The sequence below is a fragment of the Bacillus sp. SD127 genome (assembly GCF_058566445.1).
The window spans coordinates 341,804-364,146 of sequence record NZ_CP191226.1; the positions used below are offsets into that span (position 1 = coordinate 341,804).

A 22,343-nucleotide genomic window follows, 5' to 3' on the forward strand; every position below is an offset into this window, starting at 1 on the left:
TGAGTTTTGCTAGAGCTGCTAGTTTGCGAGAAAAGAAATCGGCCGTCTTTTCCTGTGAGCTGCGGCTGAAAAAACGGGCTGCTAAAAAGGCTGCCTGCCAAAAAGAAGCGGAGGGATGTTTTTCTATGAAACGTTTGCTTGTATCTTTACGGGTGTGGATGGTCTTTTTGATGAACTGGGTGGCGCCGGACCGAAAACATGCGGCTGCCGCTATTTATTCGGCTCAGCGTACATATCAAAGAAAAGCGGCGGTGCAAGCCGCAGGACTGGTTTCGTTTTATGAATGGCGGATGGCTGTGAATGACGAAGAAAAACAGAAAGCGAAAGCCGCCGCTCTCTATAAAAGAAGATGTCTGCAAGCCTTCAAGGAATCGCCAAAGCAGGAGAGGGCCGGCCCGCATCTTTACATGGCGGTCAAAAGGAGGTAAAATCCCAGTCATAAAAGCTAATTGGCGGGAGAGAGAGCCTCTTGAAAATCTATAAGGTATTAAACAACAATGCGGCTTTAATCAAAGAGGATGATCAGGAAAAAATCGTTATGGGTCCGGGCATCGCTTTTCAAAAAAAGAAAAATGATCTCATCCCTATGAATAAAGTAGAAAAGATTTTTGTCGTGCACGACGAGAATGAAAAATTTAAACAAATCCTGCAAACACTGCCTGAGGAGCATATTGACATAGCTGAGGAAATCATCAGCTATGCGGAAGGGGAGCTCGCGGCGCCGCTGAGCGACCATGTTCATATCGCGCTTTCTGACCATTTGTCCTTTGCGATCGAAAGGATTCAAAATGGGCTGCTTGTGCAAAATAAATTATTGCATGAGATAAAGGCGCTCTATAAAAAAGAATACGAGATCGGCCTGTGGGCGATCGGACATGTAAAAGAGACATTGGGCGTGTCTCTGCCTGAAGATGAAGCGGGTTATATTGCCCTTCACATCCATACGGCAAAGATGGATGCAGAGAGTATGTATTCAGCGCTGAAGCATACGACGATGATAAAAGAAATGATAGAGAAAATAGAAAACTACTTTAATCGAAAGGTGGATGAAAACAGCATTTCCTATCAACGCCTTGTCACGCATTTGCGATACGCGGTCAGCCGGTTGGAATCAAATGAAGCGTTTCATGCCATGGACGAAGAGATGCTTTATTTCATCCAAAAAAAGTATTCATTTGCCTATCAATGTGCGCTGGAGCTGGCGGAGTTTCTGAAAAATGAATATCAATTACATTTGCCGGAGTCCGAGGCCGGCTATATCACGCTGCATGTCCAGCGTCTTCAAGATCTCTCGGAATAACCGCTTTGACTTGCAGGGAGTGATCTCTGGAAGTTTTTTTATTGATCGGCATTCAGCATGTGATACATCCAGCCCATCATCACAATTCCTGCGGCCAGATTGCCGAGTGTAACAGGAATTAAGTTTCTGGCTGCTCCCGCCAGTGTGACTGTATCAGGGTGATCGATCAAAAGTGAGATCGCAAATGTGCACATATTGGCAATGCTGTGTTCAAAACCGGAAATAAAAAAGCAGAAAACGAAAAGCATCATGGCAAACAGCTTTGCCCCTTCTCCTTTGAGAGACATCGGAATGAAAAAAGCGAGACATACAAGCCAATTGCACAGCATTCCTCGGAAAAACAGCTCTGAGGCAGGCGGCTCTATCTTGTGCTCTGCCAGATGAATCAAAAAGGAATGGGATGCCCCCTCGAAGAGCCCGGTTGCGCTGATAAGTATCGCAAACAAAACGGCTCCGATCAAATTGCCGGTATAGCTGAAAAACCACAGGTACAGGGTGTCTCGCCAGCTGATTTTTTTCCGGAGTGCGGTATAAGTAAAATAAAAGGTGTTGCCGGTGAATAAATCCCCGCCTCCGTAGGCAATTAATACAATAGCAGCTCCAAATGTCACAGCGGCAGCCGGAAAGGCAAACGGTGAGTCAGCAATAGAGAAATAGCTGCCTGTTTTGCTTGCGGCTGTAATGCCAAAACCGATAAACATGCTGGCCAAAATGGATCTGAGCAAATAACGGATTTTGCTTGAAACGAATATGTTTTGTTTTCTTAAAGCATACTGTTCAACCTTTTGCAATGCTTGAGTTTCCATTGTCTTTTCCTGCTTTCTTTGATAGATGAGCATAGTATAGCACGATATTGTGAAGTATTTCACAATTAATATTTACGACTTTTTGTCTAAATGTTTTACATCACTTTTTATCTAAAAAAACAGTTGACGAAAACGCTGTCATCAATTATGATGAAAGCGTATTCTTTATTTGAATAAGCGGGATTGTGACTGGTAAAGCAGGCAAGACCTAAAATTTGCGTAAATGAAAAAGGATCGCTGTGTCCTTTATTCGTTGGCGAATTTTAGGTCTTTTTTGTTTATAAAAGGGGGAGAAGAAGATGGATTACAAAGAGACTGCAAAACGCCTCATTGAGCTTCTCGGGGGACAAGAAAACATTATCAGCGCGGCTCATTGTGCGACAAGACTGCGTTTGGTGATCAGGGATGAATCAAAGATTGACCAATCGCAAGTGGAAGAGCTTGAAGGCGTCAAAGGCGCTTTCAGCAGTTCAGGCCAATACCAGATTATTTTTGGAACAGGCCTTGTCAATAAAGTGTATGACGCTTTTTCTAAGGAAGCCGATGTAGAGCGTGAAGAACATGTGAATCACCAGGATGCTGCTAAAGAGAAACTGAACCCTGCGGCGAGATTTGCGAAAACGCTTTCGAATATTTTTGTTCCGATCATTCCAGCCATCGTAGCCAGCGGCCTGTTAATGGGGTTATTGGGAATGATCAATGCCTTTCATTGGATGAGTAAGGACTCTGCGCTGCTGCAGCTCCTCGATATGTTTTCAAGCGCGGCATTTATCTTCCTGCCGATTTTGATCGGGGTCAGCGCTTCAAAAGAGTTTGGAAGCAATCCGTATTTAGGAGCGGTCATCGGGGGAATCATGATACACCCCACTCTTTTGAATCCATGGGGTCTGGCGGAAGCATCACCTGATTATATGCATCTTTTCGGGTTTGATATCGCGCTTCTCGGATATCAGGGAACTGTCATCCCTGTTCTGCTGGCAGTTTACGTCATGAGCAAGGTAGAGAAATGGACAAGAAAAGTGGTTCCGCATGCGGTCGATTTGCTTGTTACGCCTTTTGTTACTGTCATTGTCACCGGGTTTGTCGCATTTATTGCCATCGGTCCTCTAGGAAGAGCGCTTGGCTCCGGTATTACTGTTGCTTTAACATATGTGTATGATCATGCCGGTTTTGTCGCAGGCCTTCTTTTCGGCGGCACCTATTCACTGATCGTCCTGACAGGTGTTCATCACAGCTTCCATGCGATTGAGGCGGGGCTTATTTCAGATCTTGGCAGGAACTATTTATTGCCGATTTGGTCTATGGCGAATGTCGCCCAAGGCGGGGCAGGCCTTGCCGTCTTCTTTTTAGCGAAAAAGGCAAAAACGAAGGAAATCGCTCTTCCGGCGGCATTTTCCGCTTTTCTAGGCATTACAGAGCCTGTCATTTTCGGAGTGAACCTTCGATACCGGAAGCCGTTTATCGCCGCCATGATCGGGGGCGCGTTGGGCGGCGCGTATGTCGTATTTACACATGTTGCTGCAAACGCTTACGGGTTAACAGGCATTCCGATGATTGCCATTGCAGCACCGTTTGGCTTTGGAAATCTAGTAAACTATATGATAGGAATGGTTATTGCAGCAGTATCAGCATTCATTGCGGCGTTTGTCATGAAAATTAACGAAGATGAGGAGAGAAAAAAATGACAGCACATGATCAGAAGCTGCGTCGCCGGGCTTATGAAGAAATTGAGAAAAAAGAACATATTGCTGACAGCGATCCGCACCGCCAGCACTTTCACATCATGCCTCCGGTTGGTTTGCTGAATGATCCAAATGGCGTGGTGTATTGGAAAGGAGTCTATCATTTGTTTTTTCAGTGGCAGCCGTTTCAGACGGGGCATGGCGCAAAGTTTTGGGGGCATTATACGACACGCGATCTTGTGAATTGGAAGCGGGAAGAGATTGCGCTGGCTCCGAGTGATTGGTTTGATAAAAACGGCTGCTACTCGGGCAGCGCTGTTGTCAAGGATGACCGGCTCTATCTGTTTTACACAGGAAATGTCAGGGATCAGGATGGGAATCGGGAAACGTATCAGTGCCTTGCTGTATCGGATGATGGCCTGACCTTTGAGAAAAAAGGTGTTGTCGCCCGCCTTCCGGAAGGCTATACAGCTCATTTTCGCGATCCGAAGGTGTGGGAGCATGAAGGAAAATGGTATATGGTAATCGGTGCACAAACGGAGAACATGAAAGGCCAAGCTGTTTTGTTTACTTCCGATAACCTGATAGAATGGGCGTTTCTCGGCCCGATAACAGGTGCCGGCCTCAACGGACTGAACGGTTTCGGGTATATGTGGGAGTGCCCTGACCTGTTTTCTCTTCAAGGCTCCGAAGTGCTGATTGTCTCGCCCCAAGGACTTGAAGCTGATGGCTATCATTATCAAAATGTGTATCAATCTGGATATTTTGTAGGCCGGCTCGATTATGAAAAAATGGGGCTGATGCATGCTGCGTTTACGGAGCTTGATCAAGGCTTTGATTTTTACGCGCCGCAAACACTTGAAGACGATCAGGGACGCCGGATACTGTTTGCGTGGATGGCTGTACCTGATCAGGATGAGAAGGATCATCCGACGAAAGATTATCACTGGATTCACTGCATGACGCTGCCGAGACAGCTGACGCTATCAGGGGAGAAGCTGATTCAGCAGCCGCTTCCCGAGCTGAAAGCGATGCGGAAAAATGGGCAGGAAGTTCAAATCAACATGTATGGATCGTCTGGTACGCTGCCAGTCGAAAATCCTGAAAGAGCTGAGATTTTGATTGAAGACATTAATACGGAGTCTGGTTTTGAAATCGATATCCGAGCCACTGCCACATTCTCTTTCCAGAAGGAAGAAGGGCTTATCACGCTAACGCGCACAAGCTTTGACGGTACAAGAACAGAAGCGAGACATTGCCGAATCAGCAATCTGCACACAGTGCACATGTTTATCGACGCGTCATCTGTGGAAGTCTTTATCAATCATGGGGAAGAGGTATTCAGTGCGAGATATTTTCCTTTCCCGGGAAATGATGAAGTGACAGCGAGATCAAATGGAAAATCTGAAATGAAAGTCGGAATTTGGACACTTATGTAGAAAATCCTCCTATTTTCTTATGTGAAATCTGTGCCATCTGTGCTATTCTTCAACGATAACCTACTATTTTTTTTCTGTAAAAGGAGTTGTTTTCTTGAATATACATGAACAGAAGATAACACCGGAATGTTTAGAAAAGGCTGCGGATCATGTTGAGGATAAGCGGGAAGAATATAAGGATGTGCTTCTTCAGCTGAAAAAAATGCTTCGGGGAACATCGCCGCATAGTGAAGCGGCAGAAACCCTTTCACGGGCATATGAACAAATGAAGGAATATGCACTTTTTGTTCAGTCGATAGAAACATTTTTGAGATCATCTGCGAACAATTTAAAAACCAAATAAACAGGCTGCCGATGTGATCGGCAGTTTTTTCTGTTGCAAAAGAGGACTACTTTCAAGTATGGAAGAGGCAGATGAAACGCACAAAGACTCTTGTGATATAGACATTTTTGAGGCGGACGGTTACGAAGATGTGAAATGGAATGCGACAGAGCGTCCCAATATGTAAGATTGAACATAAAAACAGGCTGCCTCTTTATAAGGCAGCCTGTTACGCTTATGATTGCTTATTCAGGCGCAAAGCAGAATGCTTCGTAGGTCCGACATACTGATTCAGCGGGAAGGATTCTTTAATCGCAGCTGTAATAAATTCTTTCGCCGCGTAAATCGCTTCTTTGACTTCCGCACCTTTTGCGAGTTCTGCTGTCACCGCTGCGGAGAACGTACAGCCGGCGCCATGTGTATAAGGCGTATCAATCATTTCGCTTTCAAGGACTTCCGCTGTTTCTCCGTCATACAGAACGTCTACAGCTTTTTCGTGCTTCAGCTTGCCTCCGCCTGTAATCACAACATATTGAGCACCGAGGGCGTGGATTTTTTTCGCCGCTTCTTTCATGTCTTCAATCGTTTTTAATTCGCCCATGCCGCTGAGCTGGCTGGCTTCGAACAGATTTGGCGTAATCACGGTAGCGAGCGGTGCCAATTGTTCACGCAGGGCTTGCGCGTGCTCTGGATAAAGGACCTCATTTGCCCCTTTGCAAACCATAACCGGATCAATCACGACGTTTTGCAGTTGTTTTTCCTTGATCGTTTTCGCCGCAAGCTCAATAATTTCAACGGTTGGCAGCATTCCTGTTTTCATGGCGTCCACACCGATGCCGTCTACAATCGTTGCGAGCTGGGCGCGAATCGTGTCAGGATCGATCGGAAAGACTTGATGGTCCCAGCTGTTGTTTGGGTCCATCGCGACGATCACCGTTAAGGCCGTCATCCCGTATACGTTTTTTTCTTGAAATGTTTTTAAATCAGCTTGAATTCCCGCGCCGCCGCTGGAATCGGAGCCGGCAATCGTGAGTGCTTTATGCATAGACATGTGTTGAACCTCCATCAATGTTTTATATCTCATTATAGTTAGATTTTCTGCTTATCACAATATGAAAGGTTTATAGGAATCAATTGACAGTATCAGGGTGATTTCGTAAAATGCTACATAAGAAAACTAGGTAGGGGTTTTGTCATGTTAAATCGTGAACTGATTAAAGGCAGCACTGTGATATTGGTATTAACGCTCCTGAGTGAGAGGCCGATGTATGGCTATGAGCTTGTAAAAGAGATGGGAAGCCGCAGCGATCATGAACTGCAAATGAAAGAGGGAACATTGTATCCTTCCCTTCATAAACTTGAACGGCAAGGATATATTTCTTCCTATTGGGAGAAGCAGGAGAAAGGCCCGGATCGTAAGTATTATCGGATTACAGAAGACGGCAGAGAGATCCTGGCAGAGCGCACAAAGGAATGGAGCATGTTTTCAGCCATGATGGACCGAATGCTGAAGCGGGGCGGACAGAATGGATAAAGAGACTTATTTATATAAAGTGAAAAACGGGCTTAAAGGGGTTTCTGATTGTGAAGCGATGATCGAAGAGATCGAAAACCATATTGAACACCACTTGTTTCACTTCATTCAAGAGGGAAAGAGTGAGGCGGAAGCCATGGAATGTTTGCTTCGGGATTTTGGCACACCGGATGAGATTGTATCTTCCTTTCAGAAAGAACAGCCTGTATCCGCCCGTACGTTTTTATTATTCCATCTTTTCTGCAATAGTGCTTTATTTGCAGCAGGTATTATCATTACGGTATTGCATGCATGGTTAGAATCTCCCTTTGTTCATGCAGTGTGGAAAGGCATTTCTGTTTCTGTGTGGCTGATTTTAGCTGCTTATATTCTCTATTGGGTGCTGATTGGGTACCAAGGCGTCAGGGAGTTCGGGCAACGCGGTGAACGGCTTGTTTTACATACGATTCTTATTTCCATGGTGCCGAACGTTATTTTTATGTTTGTTTTTCTGTTTGATCTCGTTCCTGCTGCGCTGTTTCAATCTTTGCTGACACCTTGGTTTATAGGGGCGTGTGCTTGTGCTACGCTGTTATTTCCGGCGTGCGGACGAATAGGCTGTCATTTTGGCAGGTGCCAGCTTGCCTGATTTTTTAGGTATATACATAGAAATTCTATGTAATAAGGGGGATTGTCATGAGACTCGGCTCTTGTTTATATGGCTTTGTTATTCATGTGGCTGTATTTTTGTTTGTGGGTGCCTCCATGCTTTTGGTTATGGCTGTGTCCGTACCGCTTGTTTTTTTGCTCGATAGGCTGCCAGATGTTGTTTTTACTGCTGGTGCAATCATTTTTCTATTATTCTTCTATTCTATAGGCTGGTTTTGGGCACTCAGGCTTGCTTGCCACCAACGCATGCGTCTGTTTGATGTTCAATTGGGGTCCTTTGTTCTGCTGGCCTTGCTGATTGGTTTGTTCTTATCAGATGGAACGAGTGTTTCTGAAATTGTGAGGGATTGGGACGATGCAGGCTGTGCTTTTGTTCCGCCGGCATTCACTTTTTTGTGCCTTTCTTACGCATTGGTGCTGCTGCCGGTCTATCAATCGAAGCTGTGGCATCTCGTCCTGCCGAATGGCGTCCGCCTGAAAGATGTCGTTCGTGTATGCGCAGATCTGATGCTGATTATGGTGCTTCTGGTAGGCGTCACATTGCTGTTTCTGTAGTTTCCATTTCACAGTTCGGTAGGATCTTCCCACTGATCTCCCGTCCAATATATGTTTTAATAGTACATGACTATGAAAATGAGAAGGAGAGCATCATGAAGATTTCTATCGTAATTGTGACCTATAATCGGATTCCGGCTTTGTGCGAGCTGCTGGAGTCGATTTCGCAGCAGACTATGAAGCCGTATGAAGTCATTATTGTCAATGATGCCGGGGAATCGGTTGAGCGGGCCAAAGCACTGTATCCGGATCTGCCGATTGTTGTGATTGATTTAGAGAAGAACTCAGGCCATGTGGCCGCGAGAAATGCGGGTGTCAAAGAGGTGTCAGGCGACTGTATCATGCTTTGTGATGATGATGATTTCTTCACGCCGGGCCATCTGGAAAGAATGGCGAAGGAAATGGAAACGGCAGATTTCGTTCATTCTGATGCCGAAATTGTTTCGTTTGAAGAGAAAAACGGAACAAGATATCCAGTGTCACGGAAATTGTTTGCTTATACCGCTGACTATGAGGATATGAGAGTGTTCTCGACCTACGTGCCATCGGGCAGCATGTACAGACGTTTCCTGCACGATGAGATCGGGTATTTCGATGCTGATGTGCATAATTATTGGGACTGGGATTTTTACTTGCGTGCAGCGAAGGATTACCGGGTCAAGCGTGTGCCTTGTGCCAGTGTGATATATGCATTCAGTGACGCGGGAGACAATCAGTCCGCAGACCTTGGCGCCAAGCGGAAGCAATATTTGGATCGTTTAAGCGAGAAGCACGGACTAGGGGAACTGCCGACGAAAAACTTTGCCGTCCTGCTTGAAGAGCCTGACATGAAGAGGCGGGAAGCACAAAGTGAGATTGTTTGGGATGGCAAACCTGTCTATTCCAGACTTCATCGTTCGTAAGGAGGTTTGCATCTTGAAACAGCTTTTACAGGACAGCTGGTGGGAACAGCTGAAGGAAGAGTTTGAAAAACCGTATTATCAAGAGCTGAGAGAAATGCTGAAGCGGGAATACATGGAGGAGACGATCTATCCGGACAGCCGCGATATCTTTAATGCGCTGCACTATACGCCGTACGATGATGTCAAGGTGGTCATTCTCGGCCAAGATCCGTATCACGGGCCTGGACAGGCTCAAGGCTTAAGCTTCTCCGTAAAGCCGGGCGTGAAGCAGCCGCCTTCATTAAAAAATATTTTTCTCGAGCTTCAGGATGATATCGGATGCAGCATACCGAATCACGGGTCGCTCGTCAGCTGGGCGAAGCAGGGGGTTCTTTTGCTGAATACCGTGCTCACGGTGCGGCGCGGACAGGCGAATTCCCATAAGGGAAAAGGCTGGGAGCGGCTGACTGACCGGATGATTGACGTGCTGAATGAAAGAGAGCGGCCGATCATCTTTATATTGTGGGGCCGGCATGCCCAAATGAAAAAAGAACGGATCGATACGTCCAAGCATTTTATTATTGAATCGACGCATCCCAGCCCGTTCTCAGCAAGAAACGGATTTTTTGGCAGCAGGCCATTTTCAAGGGCAAATGCCTTCTTGGAGAAAATGGGTGAGGCTCCGATTGATTGGTGTATAAAGGATTTATAAAAAGCGCAGATGGCCTGCGCTTTTTTATTTGAGTATTTTTCGAATCAAACGCAAGCCGTTTTTGGAGGATGGATAACGGAAAGCGAAGTCGAAGCGGTTCGTTTGCTTGACGACGCTTTTTTTATGCGTAAATGTATTAAAACTGTCAAATCCGTGATAGCTGCCGATTCCGCTTTCTCCCACGCCGCCAAATGGCAAATACGGTGTCGCGGCATGCATTAACGTATCGTTGACACAGCCGCCGCCAAACGACAGGTTTTCTAATACCTCTCGTTCAATTGTTTGGTTTGTCGTAAACACATACAGGGCGAGCGGCTTGGGACGCGACTTGATTTTCTCAATGACTTCATCGATGCCGCGATATGTAAACAGCGGAAGAATGGGTCCGAAAATTTCCTCTTGCATTACAGGGGAATCATCTGTGACTTGATCGAGAATGGTCGGCGCTATTTTGTGGTGCCTGTGATCGGCTTGGCCGCCGCTTAGCGCGACGCCGTCTTTCAGAAAGCTCAGCAGCCGCTGATAGTGGCGTTCACTGACGATTTTGCCATAAGCCGGATTCAGTTCGGGCTGCGGTCCGTAAAACTCGCCAATGACACGCTTCATTTCTTCCGCAAGCGCTATTTTGATGTCTTTGTGAACGAGCAAATAATCCGGTGCGATGCAGGTTTGGCCCGCATTCGTAAATTTCCCGAAGACGATGCGTTTGGCGGCAAGCTTGATGTCAGCATCCTTATGCACGATGCAGGGGCTTTTGCCCCCCAGCTCTAAGGTGACAGGGATTAATTGTTTGGCCGCCGCTTCCATGACAACTTTTCCTATGGCGACGCTTCCCGTAAAAAATATGTAGTCGAACGGCTGCTGTAATAAAGCTGTGCTGATGTCCGGCCCGCCTTCCGCCAAAGCGACATAATGATCCGGAAAAACGTCGCGGATGAGATCGGAAAGAACAGCCGAAACAGCTGGCGTATATTCTGAGGGTTTGAGAACGACCGTGTTTCCGGCCGCAATGGCTCCGATCAGTGGAGAAAGCGCCAGCTGGAAGGGATAGTTCCATGGCGCAATCACCAAGACGGTGCCATACGGCTCGGGGATAATGACACTTTTGGAACCGATATGGGTCAATGGCGTTTTGACTCTTTTCGGCTTGGCCCATTTTTTCAGCCGTTTCATCACAAAGCTGATTTCCTCCAGAACGATGCCGATTTCCGTTGAGTATGCTTCTTGTTCAGATTTGTGAAGATCCTGATAGAGAGCGGCTGTGATGTCTGCTTCATACGCTTTGATGGTGTGTTTCAGTTTCTTTAAGACGTCCAGTCTTGAGTCAATTGATTTCGTATGCCCTGCCGCGAAAAATGCTTGATGGCTGCTGACAATAGAGGGGATGCTGTTCATATTCTCTCTCCTTCCTGCGGGTCATGGTGATTCATTATGTGAAAATTGTCTTCTGCTTGTCAAATGCGAGGCGCTTGTCAGAAAAAATAACAAACTCTTGTCTGCGTTTGCGGCGGGAATTTGATAAAATGCAGGGAGACTACATTTTATTTTTGGAGGATTTTTTATGAACATTCATATATCCGCTTTGATTCAGAAGATGGAAGAGGAATTGAAGAAAGCAAAGACGGCTGAAGGTGATGAGGAGCTGAAGCGTCACGTGGCGGTCGTCCGTTCTTTGTGCGACGTCGTGCTGGATCAGCCGGAGACGGGGAGCACGCCGCGCATTCAGCCGAGTGTCACGGCAAGTCCTTCGGCGCCGCCTTCGACAGACCAGCTGCTGATGGAAAAAATGATGGGCAGCGCGGGATTAAACAAATATCGGAAGCAGGAAAAAGATAAGCAGGAAGAGGATGGAAACGGAGAGTCTTTATTTGATTTTTAATCAGAAAGGTTGAGCTTACGTGAAATTGGTTCTTGGCGCTCTGCAATGGACAGCGTTTATGATTGCCGCGGCGATTGTTGTTCCGGTGGCGGTTGCCCAGTCGTTTCATCTGGATCATTCAGATTCTGCACGGCTGATTCAAAGCACTTTTTTTGTATTGGGAATTGCCGCAGTTATTCAGTGTTTGAAAGGACACCGGCTGCCTATAAATGAAAGCCCTGCCGGCTTGTGGTGGGGAGTGTACACGATCTACGGCGGCCTGACCGGAACGGTGTTTGCGACATATGGCGAAACATTGCGCGGCTTGCAGGGGGCGCTTCTTGTAAGCGCTGTATGTTTCTTTTTGTTAAGTGTCTTCAAGGTCATTGACCGGCTTGCTGCCTTGTTTACTCCGGTTGTGACAGGGGTCTATTTGCTGCTGCTCGTCATGCAGCTGAGCCAGCCGATAATAAAAGGGCTTCTCGGCATCGGCTATTTAAAAGACAGCGTGGACGGTCTTGTATTTGTCCTCGCGCTGGTTGTCGTCGCCGCAGCTTTTATCATGTCAAATTCTAATATCGTTTTTTTAAAGCAATATTCTATTTTATTGGCCCTTTTCGGCGGATGGGTGCTGTTTGCGGCTGCGGGCGTTGCGAAACCGATCGAAATGCCGGATCGGCTGTTTCAGCTGCCGTCTCTGTTTCCGTTCGGTGCTCCGTTATTTAACAGCGGCCTAGCCATCACCTCGGTTTTTATTACGATCCTGCTGATCGTTAACATGCTGGCAAGTATGAAGGTTGTGGACATTGCGGTGAAAAAATTCGGCAAACAGACAGATGGAAAGCGTCATGAGCGCCCTGCCGGTTTTGCGGCTGCATTCAGCCATTTGCTGAGCGGTTTGTCTGGAGCCATTGCACCGGTTCCGATTTCGGGAGCCGCGGGTTTTATTGAAACGACAAAGATGCCTTCTAAAAAGCCGTTTGTTCTCGGCAGTATGCTGGTCGTTTTCATCAGCGTGATTCCGTTTTTTATGAATGCGTTTGCGAGTCTGCCGTCACCCGTTGGATTCGCGGTAAACTTTGTTGTGTTCTCGGCAATGGTTGGTTTGGCGTTTGCTGAATTTGATTCCTATGAGAAATCAGAGCTGAAAAGAGTGCGGGCTGTGATCGGCATTTCACTGCTTACAGGTGTCGGCATTATGTTTGTGCCAGAAAGTGCATTAAAGGATATGCATCCGGTGTTTATTTCTCTGTTAAGCAACGGGCTTGTCTTAGGGACGCTTGCTGCAATAGCGATGGATCAGTTTCAGCTTTGGCGCAGGAGAAAATCCGACAATCTCGTGTCATCAGAGAACAAACATTGAATTTTCATACAGGTGCGATATGATAATTGATATGAGTTTAACGAAAAGGCGGGAGAGAATAGATGAAAGTATTTATTATATTAGGCGCTATTAATGCCATGCTTGCCGTGGGCCTCGGGGCATTTGGCGCACACGGATTAGAAGGGAAAATTCCTGATAAATATCTTCAGGTGTGGCACACAGGCGTGCAGTATCATATGTATCACGCGCTGGGGCTTTTTGTTGTCGCGTTTCTTGCGGATAAACTGTCTGGCATCGGCAGCGTCACAACAGCCGGCTGGCTGATGTTTGCGGGGATTGTGCTGTTTTCCGGAAGCTTATACATCCTCAGTGTGACGCAAATTTCCATTCTCGGGGCAATCACGCCGCTTGGCGGTGTGGCGTTCATTATTTCTTGGATCATGATCGTTGTCGCAGCCGTCAAATATCTATAAATAAAAAAGCCAATCCTCATGATTATGAGTGATTGGCTTTTTTTCTCTATCTTGGCGAATAGGATGACATCGAGTATGGGTACGTATATGCAATTTCTTCATCAAAGGTAACGTAATCAAGATAGATCGTCAGCAGAAGATAGCGGGTTCCTGTCTTTGGATCACTGATAATAATGTGATCCCGGCCCGCAGCCTCGATGACGCCGCGAAAAATCTTTGATCCCCACTCTTTGCTGTTTTCAAATGTCATATAGATGGTAGCCGTTTTTCCCCTGTTCAGGCGCAGTATATTTTCGATATATGATTCCTCGACAGGCAGCATGCCGGGAATGTTTTGGCCGCCCGATGGCGTCGGCCCCGATGGAATTTGAAACCCGCCGCCCTGGCCTTGCTGCTGAGTGGGGAATCCGAAGCCTTGCTGCCCCTGCTGCATGGGCATTTGCTGCATTTGTCCCATAGTCTGCATTTGTGGGCCTTGCATTTGCGGGCCTTGCCCTTGCGGCTGCGGGTACGGATTTGGGCCGAATTGAGGCGAATACCCCTGCATATCATATCCCTGCATTTGCTGATATTGATTTTTTTTCGGTTTCATATCGTTCCTCCTTTTTATGAAAACCATTCAGAACATGTTCCGGATGTATAAATAAACGATCCGAGATGACTCACCTCCGATGACAAACGATCTTAGTCGCTAGTGCGATTTTTATCTCTTTCACCTTATGAGGCCAAAGCTTGGAATATGCTGAAAAAAAGAACAGTGAGCGTGCCGATTTCTCTGGGCGATCACTGTTTTTTCAATGGACGTACACAATCTTTTCGCATATTAGTCTGTATTCCTAGCGCAACTTGCGCTTAAGCAACATAAGATAACGTTAGTTTCAGGTGTGAAAATTCAAGAAGGAGGTGTAGGATTTGCCGAAAGTTTCAGTGATTATGACGAGTTATAACAAAAGCGATTATGTGGCAAAGTCCATTTTAAGCATACTCTCACAAACTTTTTCTGATTTTGAATTGTTTATTATGGATGACAACTCAAATGAAGAGACGCTGAATGAAATCCGTCCCTTTTTGAATGATAACCGTGTGCATTTCTATCAAAGCGATGTATCTGGAGTGAAGGAAAGAACGGAAAAAACGAGATACGCGGCCCTGATCAATCAAGCGATTGAGATGGCAGAGGGTGAATATATCACCTATGCGACGGATGACAACATCTATATGCCGGATCGGCTGTTAAAGATGGTGCGTGAACTCGATGATCACCCGGAAAAGGCTGTGATCTACTCAAGCTCGAAAACCTATCACTTAAACCAGAATCGAGACATTATAAAAGAAACTGTCAGGCCCGCCAATCAAGTAACGTGGAACGCTCCGTGCGCAATTGATCATTGCTCGGTGATGCACAGGTATTCGGTGCTTGAGAAGGTGAAGGAGGCGTTTGGCTCTTATTGGGATGAAAGCCCGGCGTTTTATCGGATCGGCGATGCCCGGTTCTTTTGGAGAGTCAATCATTTTTATCCGTTTTACCCGCTGGCCGAGGAGCTTGATCTGAACTATATTACAGACCAATCCATTCATTTTCAGCTGTTTAAGTCAGAAAAAAACGAGTTCGTTCGGAATCTTCCTCCGCAGCGCAACTGCCGCGAACTGCGTGAATCATTAAAAAAGCTTGGAATGGGGTGAGAGTTTGTCGGCCTATTTAAGCAATTATTGGGTGTTGTACCGGAAGTATGCGGAGCTTTTTGACAGGCTTCGCTACAAGGGGATTCCGCTCGGGCTTATCAGTAATTTTTACCAATACATCAGCCCTGAGCTGAGAGTGATGATGGAAGAAGAACCGGAATTATTCGGGCCTGCGGATCAGGATATCGATGAAGGCCAGATTCAGACGTTTTTTGAAGAGAAAAAACAGAGCATTGCCAAAACAAATGACGCGCCTGTTAAGGGAAAAGTGATCTTGCATTTTGATCACCTTCGTTTTGTAAACGCTAATTACTACCAATTTGATCCTGAGAAAACAGCTGTTTTGGCAAGATGGAGTATGCCGAATTATTGCGATTTGCCTGTGATCAGCAAGCCTGAAGTGGCTGCTTCATGTGAAAAAGGCGATCCGAAGCCGTATCTTGAAAAGGCTTTTTCGATTCTTTCGGCTTATGATGACCACCCGGCATTCGGTGATCAAGCATTTCGTGAACGGCTTTTCAAGGATATTCCTTTGTTCATGGAAGCCATTGACACAGTAGATGCTTTATTCAAGAAAGAGAACATTTCTGCCGTTGTTGTAGGAACGACAGAAGACATTTACAGCAGGGTGCTCGCTCTTATGTGCGAAAGGAGAGGGGCCGTGAGCGTCTGCCTTCAGCATGGAGCGCTGATGGGTGATGAAGCCTTCTTGCCCGTTTTTACAACCTATCAGGCTGTTTTTGGCGCATATGAAGCTGGTTGGTATCAGCAAAAAGGCTGCAAACCAGAACAGATTCTCATAACGGGACATCCCCGCTTTGACGAAATTTTTAACAGGACACCTATGGACATGTCAGTATTTTATCGAAAGCTGGCCTTTCACCCGTCTAAAAAAATCATTTTGATCGCGACACAGCCCTTTTCCGAGGAATTTTATTCAAGTGTGTTAGCGGAGCTTACCACGCAAAAACAGCTGCAAATCATCATTAAACCTCACCCATGGGAAATCGGAAAAAACAAGCTGGATCTGTATCATGCGGCGGCAAAAAAACATAAAGCATGCAGAGTCATCAAAAAAGAGATGGATCTGTACGATATTCTGGCGTATGCTGACGCCGCTGTGACACAAACCTCAACGGTGGGCCTTGAGGCCATGCTGTTTCAAAAGCCCGCACTGATCGGGAAATCGACCGGAAACCGCACGTATCCTTATTACGAGTCTCTTGGCGATTTTATATTTGAAAAACCGGAGGAATTAGCGCGCACCCTGATTGAGGTTCTTCAAAATCCCGCCATGTATCAGAAGGCTGAAGCGGCGCGTCTGTCATTTACGGCTTCCAATTACCCGGTTACTGAGTCGACGCTCGCCTTGTTTTCGGAACTGAGAGCAAAAACAGGAGTTGATTACAGGCGGGATCATTCTGAATAAAACGATAGGAGCGCAAAGAAATGGTGCAAAAGAGAAATCATTTTCTTCCTTATTCCTTGCCGCTGATCGGAAAGGAAGAAATTCAGGAGGTCACAGAAACGCTTGAATCCGGATGGCTTTCCAAAGGTCCGAAGGTTCAGCAGTTTGAAAAAGAGTTTGCCGCGTTTGTCGGAGCTAAGCACGCCGTGGCGCTGAATTCATGTACCGCTGCTTTATTTTTGGCTTTAAAAGCAAAAGGGGTCGGACCGGGTGATGAAGTCATAACCTCTCCACTGACGTTCAGCTCAACCGCCAATACGATTATTCATACCGGAGCAACGCCGGTGTTTGCGGATATAGATGAAAAGACGCTTAACATTGATCCGAAAAAGCTTGAGACGGCGGTCACACCGCGGACGAAAGCCGTTGTACCCGTCCACTTTGGGGGGCAGTCCTGTGACATGGACGCAATTTTAGCCATTGCCCAAACGCACGGTCTATTTGTGCTCGAGGATGCGGCGCACGCAGTATACACCACTTATAAGCAGAGAATGATCGGCTCCATCGGGGATGCGACAGCATTCAGCTTCTACGCGACCAAAAACCTGGCGACAGGGGAAGGCGGCATGCTGACGACGGATGATGAGAAGCTTGCCGACAAAATCAGGGTTCTGAGCCTTCACGGCATGAGCAAAGGCGCGTGGAACCGTTATTCTTCAAATGGCAGCTGGTACTATGAGATCGAGTCGCCCGGCTACAAAATGAACATGTTTGATCTGCAGGCGGCGCTCGGGCTTCATCAGCTGAAACGGCTGGATGACATGCAAAAACGGAGAGAAGAGATTGCAGGTCAGTATCAAGCCGCTTTTCAGCAAATCCCGGGGCTGATCACGCCGTTTGTTCACAACGAAGGACGGCACGCCTGGCATTTATATGTCCTGCAAGTTGATGAAAAACAGGCCGGCGTCACTCGGGATGAAATGATTACGGCTCTAAAGGATGAATACAATATCGGGACCAGTGTTCATTTTATCCCAGTGCATATTCATCCGTATTATCAAAAGGAATTCGGATTTAAGGAAACAGACTACCCGCTCGCCATGAAGTATTACAAACGCACCCTGTCACTCCCGCTGTATCCATCAATGTCTGACGAAGATGTCAACGACGTGATAGAGGCCGTGCGGGACATCGCAAAAGGGGCTGGTTAGGTGTATACGATAAAAGAGAATGTTTCCAAAGAGGCGATCATGGAATTTCTCCAAAGCAAACAGATGACACTTGACGGGTCGTATCAATTTTCGCTCGGCCTATTTGAAAACAGCCAGCTTCAAGGCGTGATGCTGTATGAAGACGCCCTTTGGGAAAGCAAAATGCTTCAGAAAAAAGTCATGAACGTAAAGCTTCTCGCGGCTAACAGCACAGGACAGCTGAAACGGCTATTTCAGGCCTTTTATTCTGTTCGGCAAACGGATGAAACGGATTTTGTGTTTGTGCGTGTACCGGCAGAGGATATCGGAGCAGTACATGTCATTCAGCAGCAGCCGTCCTCTTATTTTGTCGGCAGTTTGCTTAAACTGGCGAAGACCCCGTCTATATATGAAAAAACGCCGCCATTTTTTGAACTGGTTCAGCCTGAGCCTGGAGACACCGAAGAGATTTGCCAGTTAGCCAGCGACGCATTTACGAAAAGCAGATATTTTCACGATCCTTATCTCAGCCGTGAGGCAGCGAACAAAATCTTTCAAGAGTGGACACGAAACAATCTGATGGGGAGAGCGGATATCAATATTGCCGCTAAATATAATGGGGAAATAATCGGCTACCTGCAAGGTTTATCAAAAGGTGATGAGTATGTGCTTGATTTGATGGCTGTGAAGCCGGGGTATGAAGGCAAGCGTATCGCGTTTCATTTATTGGCGCATCTCATAGAACAACCGGAGACGCTGAAGCATAAAACGGTAACAGCGGGGACGCAGCTTCATAATGTAAGAGCGATCCGCCTATATGAAAGAATGGGCTTCACCGCTGTTCAATCATATTACTATTACCACATTTGGCCGGGCAAGGAGGCGAAATAATGGCGGGTTTTCAGATCGCAAACAAAACTGTCGGCAAAGGTGCTCCCGTTTTTATCATTGCCGAGGCAGGAATTAATCATGACGGAAAATTGGATCAGGCCTTTGCACTGATTGATGCCGCGGCGGAAGCGGGTGCAGATGCCGTTAAATTTCAAATGTTCCAGGCTGATAAGATGTATCAGAAAGATCCTGGATTATACAAAACGGCTGCGGGCAATGATGTATCAATTTTTTCTCTCGTTCAGTCCATGGAATTGCCCGCGGAGTGGATTGATCCGCTTTTGGACTACTGTCGCAAGAAACAGGTGATTTTTTTAAGCACGGTGTGTGATGAAGGATCAGCTGATCTGCTGCTTTCCACTTCTCCAAGTGCTTTTAAAATCGCATCCTATGAAATTAACCATCTCCCGCTGCTCAAGTACGTCGCCCGCATGAACAGGCCGATGATTTTTTCGACAGCCGGAGCGGAAATTGCTGATATTCATGAGGCTTGGCGCACCATCAGAGCAGAGGGCAACCACGAAATTGCCATTATGCATTGTGTGGCGAAATACCCTGCACCGCCTGAATACAGCAACCTCAGTGTGATCCCGATGCTTGCCGCCGCTTTTCCGGATGCGCCCATCGGTTTTTCGGATCATAGCGAGCACCCGACAGAAGCGCCATGTGCCGCGGTCCGGCTCGGCGCCAGACTGATAGAAAAGCATTTTACTATCGATAAAAACCTGCCGGGGGCTGATCATTCATTTGCATTAAATCCGGATGAATTAAAGGAAATGGTCAAGGCCATCAGGGAAACGGAAGCCGAGCTGAAACTAGGCATCAGGAAGCCAGTTTCTGAAAAGCTGCTGGGCAGTTCATACAAAACAACAACTGCCATTGAGGGTGAGATCAGAAAATTTGCATATAGGGGAATTTTCACAACGGTTCCGATTCAAAAAGGGGATGCCTTCAGCGAAAACAATATTGCCGTGCTCCGCCCCGGACAAAAGCCTCAGGGGCTGCACCCGAGATTTTTTGAGCTATTGACCGGCGGCGTGCGTGCGGTAAGGGACATCCCGGCAGACACAGGCATTACGTGGGAAGATATTTTAACGAAGGACAGCCCGTCCCATGGATGACATACTTTTTATCGTGCAGGCGAGAATGGGATCGGAACGCCTTCCTGGAAAAGTACTGCGTCCGCTTGGTTCGGAGCATTTACTCGATATTCTCGTTCAGCGCGTACGGCAAAGCGCATTCTATCAAAAGGAGCGCGATAATCTTGTCATCGCTACATCTGACAAAAAAGCCGACGATGTATTAGAGGCACACTGCATCAAGAACGGCATTCGCGTTTTCCGCGGCAGTGAGGAACGGGTTCTCGACAGATTTGCGCGAGTCATAAAGGCTTCGAAACCGGAAGTCGTCATCCGCTTAACGGGGGATAATCCGTTTGTCGATCCAGAGTTGCTCGATATGATGATTTCGGCTCATCTTGATCAAGGTGCGGATTATACGTATATCCTGAACACGCCGTTAGGCATTTGCGGTGAAGCGGTGAGCGCCAAGCTTTTGCTCGATATCAGCGGCATCAAAATGCTGGAGGATAAATACCAAGAGCATGTCACCTTGTATGTCCGGAAACATCCCCATCTTTACCGTTTGCAGTTTTTAGAGGCTCCGGAACAGCTCTGCGCTCCTCAATATCGGCTGACCGTCGATACGGAGGAAGACTATCAATTGGTCTCAGCCCTCTATCAAAAAGCAGGCGAGCGCCCTGATGTCTCGGCTGCAGAGTTAATCAGCCTGCTGAACCAGCACCCTGATCTGGCGGCGATGAACGGTATGACAAAGCAAAAAGAGGTTGAGTAGCATGCATATCGGGATATTCGCAGACGGCGGGTTCGAGAAAGGAATGGGGCACGTCGTTCGAATGAAAAGGCTTGCGCAAGAACTCAAACACCGCTGTTCCATTACGTTTTACACAAATGACGAGTCTGAACAATTTCTTCAAGAAGAGTACTGGCAGGTCATCGTAAAACCGGGGCTTCAGCAAAATGAATGTATTCTCCGGGAAATAAACGATAAAAAGCTCGATCTGCTTTTATTCGATATCCTTGGTGCACCTGTCGATTTATTAACAAAAATAAAAGCAGGCACAGATGCCAAAATCGTTCTGTTCGAAGAAAAAAATGAGAAAGCGATAGGTCAAAGTGATGCGGTCATTAACGGAATTTACGGCGATGTTAGAAGCAAGGTTTACGATCAGGGAAACGCCCGTGTCTATGAAGGCCCGGATTATCTTATTCTCCACCCTGCCTTTCAAGCCGCAAGAGCTGATTACGCACTTAAGGAAGACTGCCGCAATATTCTTGTTGCATTAGGAGGAAGCGATCCAAAGCAGCTTGTTTTTAAAGTGATAGCAGCGGCCGATCAGCTTCCGGACAGGAAAGACAAGAAAATGATTTTTATCATGGGCAGCGCTTCACCGCATCAAGAGGCGGTCCGTAAATTGATTCAAAACAAACCCCAATACGCACTAATCGAGCAGACAAATGACATGGCTGTGTTTATGAAGCAAGCAGATGCAGCCATTGTCGCCGGCGGCATCTCGCTTTATGAAGCGATCTGTATCGGCGTGCCGTGCCTCGTGCTTTCTCAGGTTGCCCATCAAACCGCAACCGCTGCAAAATTTGCGGAACATGGTGCCGTTCTTGATCTTGGCCTGGGAGAGAATATATCCGTTGAAAAGCTTGCTTATCATATGTCACAAATATTCAGCAGCTATCCTCTCCGTCTTTCTCTGCACGAGGGAGGAAGGCCGCTTGTAGATGGAAAAGGAATGAAACGGGTATCAGCCATTCTTTATGATTTGCTTGATGATAAGATATAAAAATGCACGTAAGGAAGTGTTAATGTGAAAGGTGTCATTTTAGCCGGAGGAAACGGCTCACGCCTTATGCCCTTAACCAAAGCCGTCAACAAGCATTTGCTTCCTGTAGGCCCTTATCCGATGATTTACTGGTCGATAATGAAGCTTGAGGAAGCCGGAATTAAAGAGATTTTACTCATCAGCCAAAAAGAGCACATGCCGCAGTTTTATAAGCTGCTGGGAAGCGGGGAGGAGCTTGGCGTCTCCGTCACTTATCAAGTGCAGCCCGCCGCATCGGGAATTTCAGATGGGTTATCATATGCAAAACGCTTTACCGGAAAGGAGCCTTTCATTTTATTATTAGGTGATAATATATTCGAAGATTCATTAAAGCCTTATACGGAGCGATTTCAACAGCAGGGAAAAGGGGCGAAAGTGCTTCTGAAAGAAGTGGGTGATCCAGAACGTTTTGGGATTGCTGAGATTGATGAGAAAAACAAACACATTCGATCCATTATTGAAAAACCTGCACATCCGCCGACCAACCTTTGTGTAACCGGTATTTACATGTATGATGCAGAGGTGTTTTCGTATATTGAACAAATATCACCATCCAAGCGCGGCGAGCTGGAAATCACTGATGTAAATAATTTATACATTGAAAACAGCAAGCTTACGTATGATGTGTTATCGGGCTGGTGGGTCGATGCAGGAACACACGAATCGCTTTATCTCGCCTCCCGGCTGGTACATCAGGCTTTACAGAAAGGACAGGACGAATAG

The 22,343-nt window shown here is 46.7% G+C and carries 25 protein-coding genes; 21 read left to right on the forward strand and 4 right to left on the reverse strand.

Annotation, left to right across the window (positions count from 1 at the left end; all coding sequences use genetic code 11):
• The first annotated feature begins 125 nt into the window (after positions 1-125).
• A complete protein-coding gene (locus ACQVGS_RS01800; protein WP_010332348.1) occupies positions 126-428 on the forward strand; it encodes a hypothetical protein in 303 nt (100 codons plus the stop codon).
• 41 nt (positions 429-469) lie between these two features.
• On the forward strand, positions 470-1,300 hold the full coding sequence (gene sacT / locus ACQVGS_RS01805; protein ID WP_185848483.1) for a sac operon transcriptional antiterminator SacT: 831 nt from the start codon (positions 470-472) through the stop codon (positions 1,298-1,300).
• 38 nt (positions 1,301-1,338) lie between these two features.
• Here sacT and ACQVGS_RS01810 read toward each other — a convergent pair whose 3' ends face one another.
• A complete protein-coding gene (locus ACQVGS_RS01810; RefSeq protein ID WP_491830804.1) occupies positions 1,339-2,106 on the reverse strand; it encodes a formate/nitrite transporter family protein in 768 nt (255 codons plus the stop codon).
• Between the two features lie 299 nt (positions 2,107-2,405).
• On the opposite strand from ACQVGS_RS01810, the gene scrA reads away from it, so the two are divergent.
• The 3 genes from scrA to ACQVGS_RS01825 all read left to right on the forward strand — a co-directional run bounded on the left by scrA (position 2,406) and on the right by ACQVGS_RS01825 (position 5,570).
• On the forward strand, positions 2,406-3,791 hold the full coding sequence (gene scrA, locus ACQVGS_RS01815; RefSeq protein ID WP_106019761.1) for a PTS system sucrose transporter subunit IIBC: 1,386 nt from the start codon (positions 2,406-2,408) through the stop codon (positions 3,789-3,791).
• Entirely contained in the window at positions 3,788-5,227 is a 1,440-nt protein-coding gene (gene sacA / locus ACQVGS_RS01820) for a sucrose-6-phosphate hydrolase (protein WP_491830806.1), read from the forward strand. Before scrA ends, sacA begins: the two co-directional genes overlap by 4 nt.
• Before the next feature lie 94 nt (positions 5,228-5,321).
• Positions 5,322-5,570: a hypothetical protein gene (locus ACQVGS_RS01825; protein ID WP_024123279.1), complete on the forward strand. Its 249-nt coding sequence runs from the start codon at positions 5,322-5,324 to the stop codon at positions 5,568-5,570.
• A gap of 214 nt (positions 5,571-5,784) precedes the next feature.
• Here the strand turns inward: ACQVGS_RS01825 and ACQVGS_RS01830 are convergent, their stop codons facing one another.
• Complete coding sequence (locus tag ACQVGS_RS01830) at positions 5,785-6,600, reverse strand: bifunctional hydroxymethylpyrimidine kinase/phosphomethylpyrimidine kinase (protein WP_024123277.1); 816 nt, start codon at positions 6,598-6,600, stop codon at positions 5,785-5,787.
• A 144-nt stretch (positions 6,601-6,744) separates the two neighbouring features.
• Between ACQVGS_RS01830 and ACQVGS_RS01835 the strand changes: the two genes are divergently transcribed.
• The 5 genes from ACQVGS_RS01835 to ACQVGS_RS01855 all read left to right on the forward strand — a co-directional run bounded on the left by ACQVGS_RS01835 (position 6,745) and on the right by ACQVGS_RS01855 (position 9,879).
• On the forward strand, positions 6,745-7,083 hold the full coding sequence (locus tag ACQVGS_RS01835; RefSeq protein ID WP_095712745.1) for a PadR family transcriptional regulator: 339 nt from the start codon (positions 6,745-6,747) through the stop codon (positions 7,081-7,083).
• The gene (locus ACQVGS_RS01840) at positions 7,076-7,711 is read left to right on the forward strand and encodes a permease prefix domain 1-containing protein (RefSeq protein ID WP_106019759.1); all 636 of its coding nucleotides are present in this window, start codon (positions 7,076-7,078) and stop codon (positions 7,709-7,711) included. The genes ACQVGS_RS01835 and ACQVGS_RS01840 overlap by 8 nt, the downstream gene beginning before the upstream one ends.
• Before the next feature lie 47 nt (positions 7,712-7,758).
• A complete protein-coding gene (locus ACQVGS_RS01845; protein WP_024123274.1) occupies positions 7,759-8,286 on the forward strand; it encodes a hypothetical protein in 528 nt (175 codons plus the stop codon).
• A gap of 95 nt (positions 8,287-8,381) precedes the next feature.
• A complete protein-coding gene (locus ACQVGS_RS01850) occupies positions 8,382-9,188 on the forward strand; it encodes a glycosyltransferase family 2 protein (protein ID WP_491830810.1) in 807 nt (268 codons plus the stop codon).
• A 13-nt stretch (positions 9,189-9,201) separates the two neighbouring features.
• On the forward strand, positions 9,202-9,879 hold the full coding sequence (locus ACQVGS_RS01855) for a uracil-DNA glycosylase (RefSeq protein ID WP_127696364.1): 678 nt from the start codon (positions 9,202-9,204) through the stop codon (positions 9,877-9,879).
• 24 nt (positions 9,880-9,903) lie between these two features.
• Here ACQVGS_RS01855 and ACQVGS_RS01860 read toward each other — a convergent pair whose 3' ends face one another.
• Entirely contained in the window at positions 9,904-11,274 is a 1,371-nt protein-coding gene (locus tag ACQVGS_RS01860) for an aldehyde dehydrogenase (RefSeq protein ID WP_127696365.1), read from the reverse strand.
• Between the two features lie 166 nt (positions 11,275-11,440).
• Between ACQVGS_RS01860 and ACQVGS_RS01865 the strand changes: the two genes are divergently transcribed.
• From ACQVGS_RS01865 to ACQVGS_RS01875, 3 genes are all read left to right on the forward strand, one after another.
• Positions 11,441-11,758: a YwdI family protein gene (locus ACQVGS_RS01865; RefSeq protein ID WP_095712750.1), complete on the forward strand. Its 318-nt coding sequence runs from the start codon at positions 11,441-11,443 to the stop codon at positions 11,756-11,758.
• A gap of 19 nt (positions 11,759-11,777) precedes the next feature.
• Positions 11,778-13,100, forward strand: coding sequence for a purine/pyrimidine permease (locus ACQVGS_RS01870; RefSeq protein ID WP_491830813.1), 1,323 nt, complete (start codon positions 11,778-11,780; stop codon positions 13,098-13,100).
• A 62-nt stretch (positions 13,101-13,162) separates the two neighbouring features.
• Positions 13,163-13,534, forward strand: a complete 372-nt coding sequence (locus ACQVGS_RS01875) for a DUF423 domain-containing protein (RefSeq protein WP_010332332.1) — start codon at positions 13,163-13,165, stop codon at positions 13,532-13,534.
• Between the two features lie 46 nt (positions 13,535-13,580).
• Here the strand turns inward: ACQVGS_RS01875 and gerQ are convergent, their stop codons facing one another.
• Positions 13,581-14,126 carry a spore coat protein GerQ gene (gene gerQ, locus ACQVGS_RS01880; RefSeq protein ID WP_024123267.1) on the reverse strand — a complete coding sequence of 182 codons (546 nt, stop codon included), beginning with the start codon at positions 14,124-14,126 and terminating at the stop codon, positions 13,581-13,583.
• Positions 14,127-14,446: 320 nt separating this feature from the next.
• Here gerQ and spsA point away from each other — a divergent pair, with 320 nt between their 5' ends.
• From spsA to ACQVGS_RS01920, 8 genes are read left to right on the forward strand one after another with little or no spacing between them, the layout of a single operon-like run.
• The gene (gene spsA / locus ACQVGS_RS01885) at positions 14,447-15,217 is read left to right on the forward strand and encodes a spore coat dTDP-glycosyltransferase SpsA (protein ID WP_476965647.1); all 771 of its coding nucleotides are present in this window, start codon (positions 14,447-14,449) and stop codon (positions 15,215-15,217) included.
• Positions 15,218-15,221: 4 nt separating this feature from the next.
• Positions 15,222-16,646 carry a CDP-glycerol glycerophosphotransferase family protein gene (locus ACQVGS_RS01890; protein WP_491830817.1) on the forward strand — a complete coding sequence of 475 codons (1,425 nt, stop codon included), beginning with the start codon at positions 15,222-15,224 and terminating at the stop codon, positions 16,644-16,646.
• A 20-nt stretch (positions 16,647-16,666) separates the two neighbouring features.
• Positions 16,667-17,836: a DegT/DnrJ/EryC1/StrS family aminotransferase gene (locus ACQVGS_RS01895; RefSeq protein ID WP_127696367.1), complete on the forward strand. Its 1,170-nt coding sequence runs from the start codon at positions 16,667-16,669 to the stop codon at positions 17,834-17,836.
• Entirely contained in the window at positions 17,837-18,706 is an 870-nt protein-coding gene (locus ACQVGS_RS01900; protein ID WP_106019753.1) for a GNAT family N-acetyltransferase, read from the forward strand.
• On the forward strand, positions 18,706-19,827 hold the full coding sequence (locus ACQVGS_RS01905) for an N-acetylneuraminate synthase family protein (protein WP_106019752.1): 1,122 nt from the start codon (positions 18,706-18,708) through the stop codon (positions 19,825-19,827). Before ACQVGS_RS01900 ends, ACQVGS_RS01905 begins: the two co-directional genes overlap by 1 nt.
• Complete coding sequence (locus ACQVGS_RS01910) at positions 19,820-20,560, forward strand: cytidylyltransferase domain-containing protein (protein ID WP_106019751.1); 741 nt, start codon at positions 19,820-19,822, stop codon at positions 20,558-20,560. Before ACQVGS_RS01905 ends, ACQVGS_RS01910 begins: the two co-directional genes overlap by 8 nt.
• A gap of 1 nt (position 20,561) precedes the next feature.
• Positions 20,562-21,581, forward strand: a complete 1,020-nt coding sequence (locus ACQVGS_RS01915) for a PseG/SpsG family protein (RefSeq protein WP_106019750.1) — start codon at positions 20,562-20,564, stop codon at positions 21,579-21,581.
• A 24-nt stretch (positions 21,582-21,605) separates the two neighbouring features.
• Positions 21,606-22,343 (forward strand): sugar phosphate nucleotidyltransferase, encoded by a 738-nt coding sequence (locus ACQVGS_RS01920; RefSeq protein ID WP_106019749.1) that lies wholly within the window; start codon positions 21,606-21,608, stop codon positions 22,341-22,343.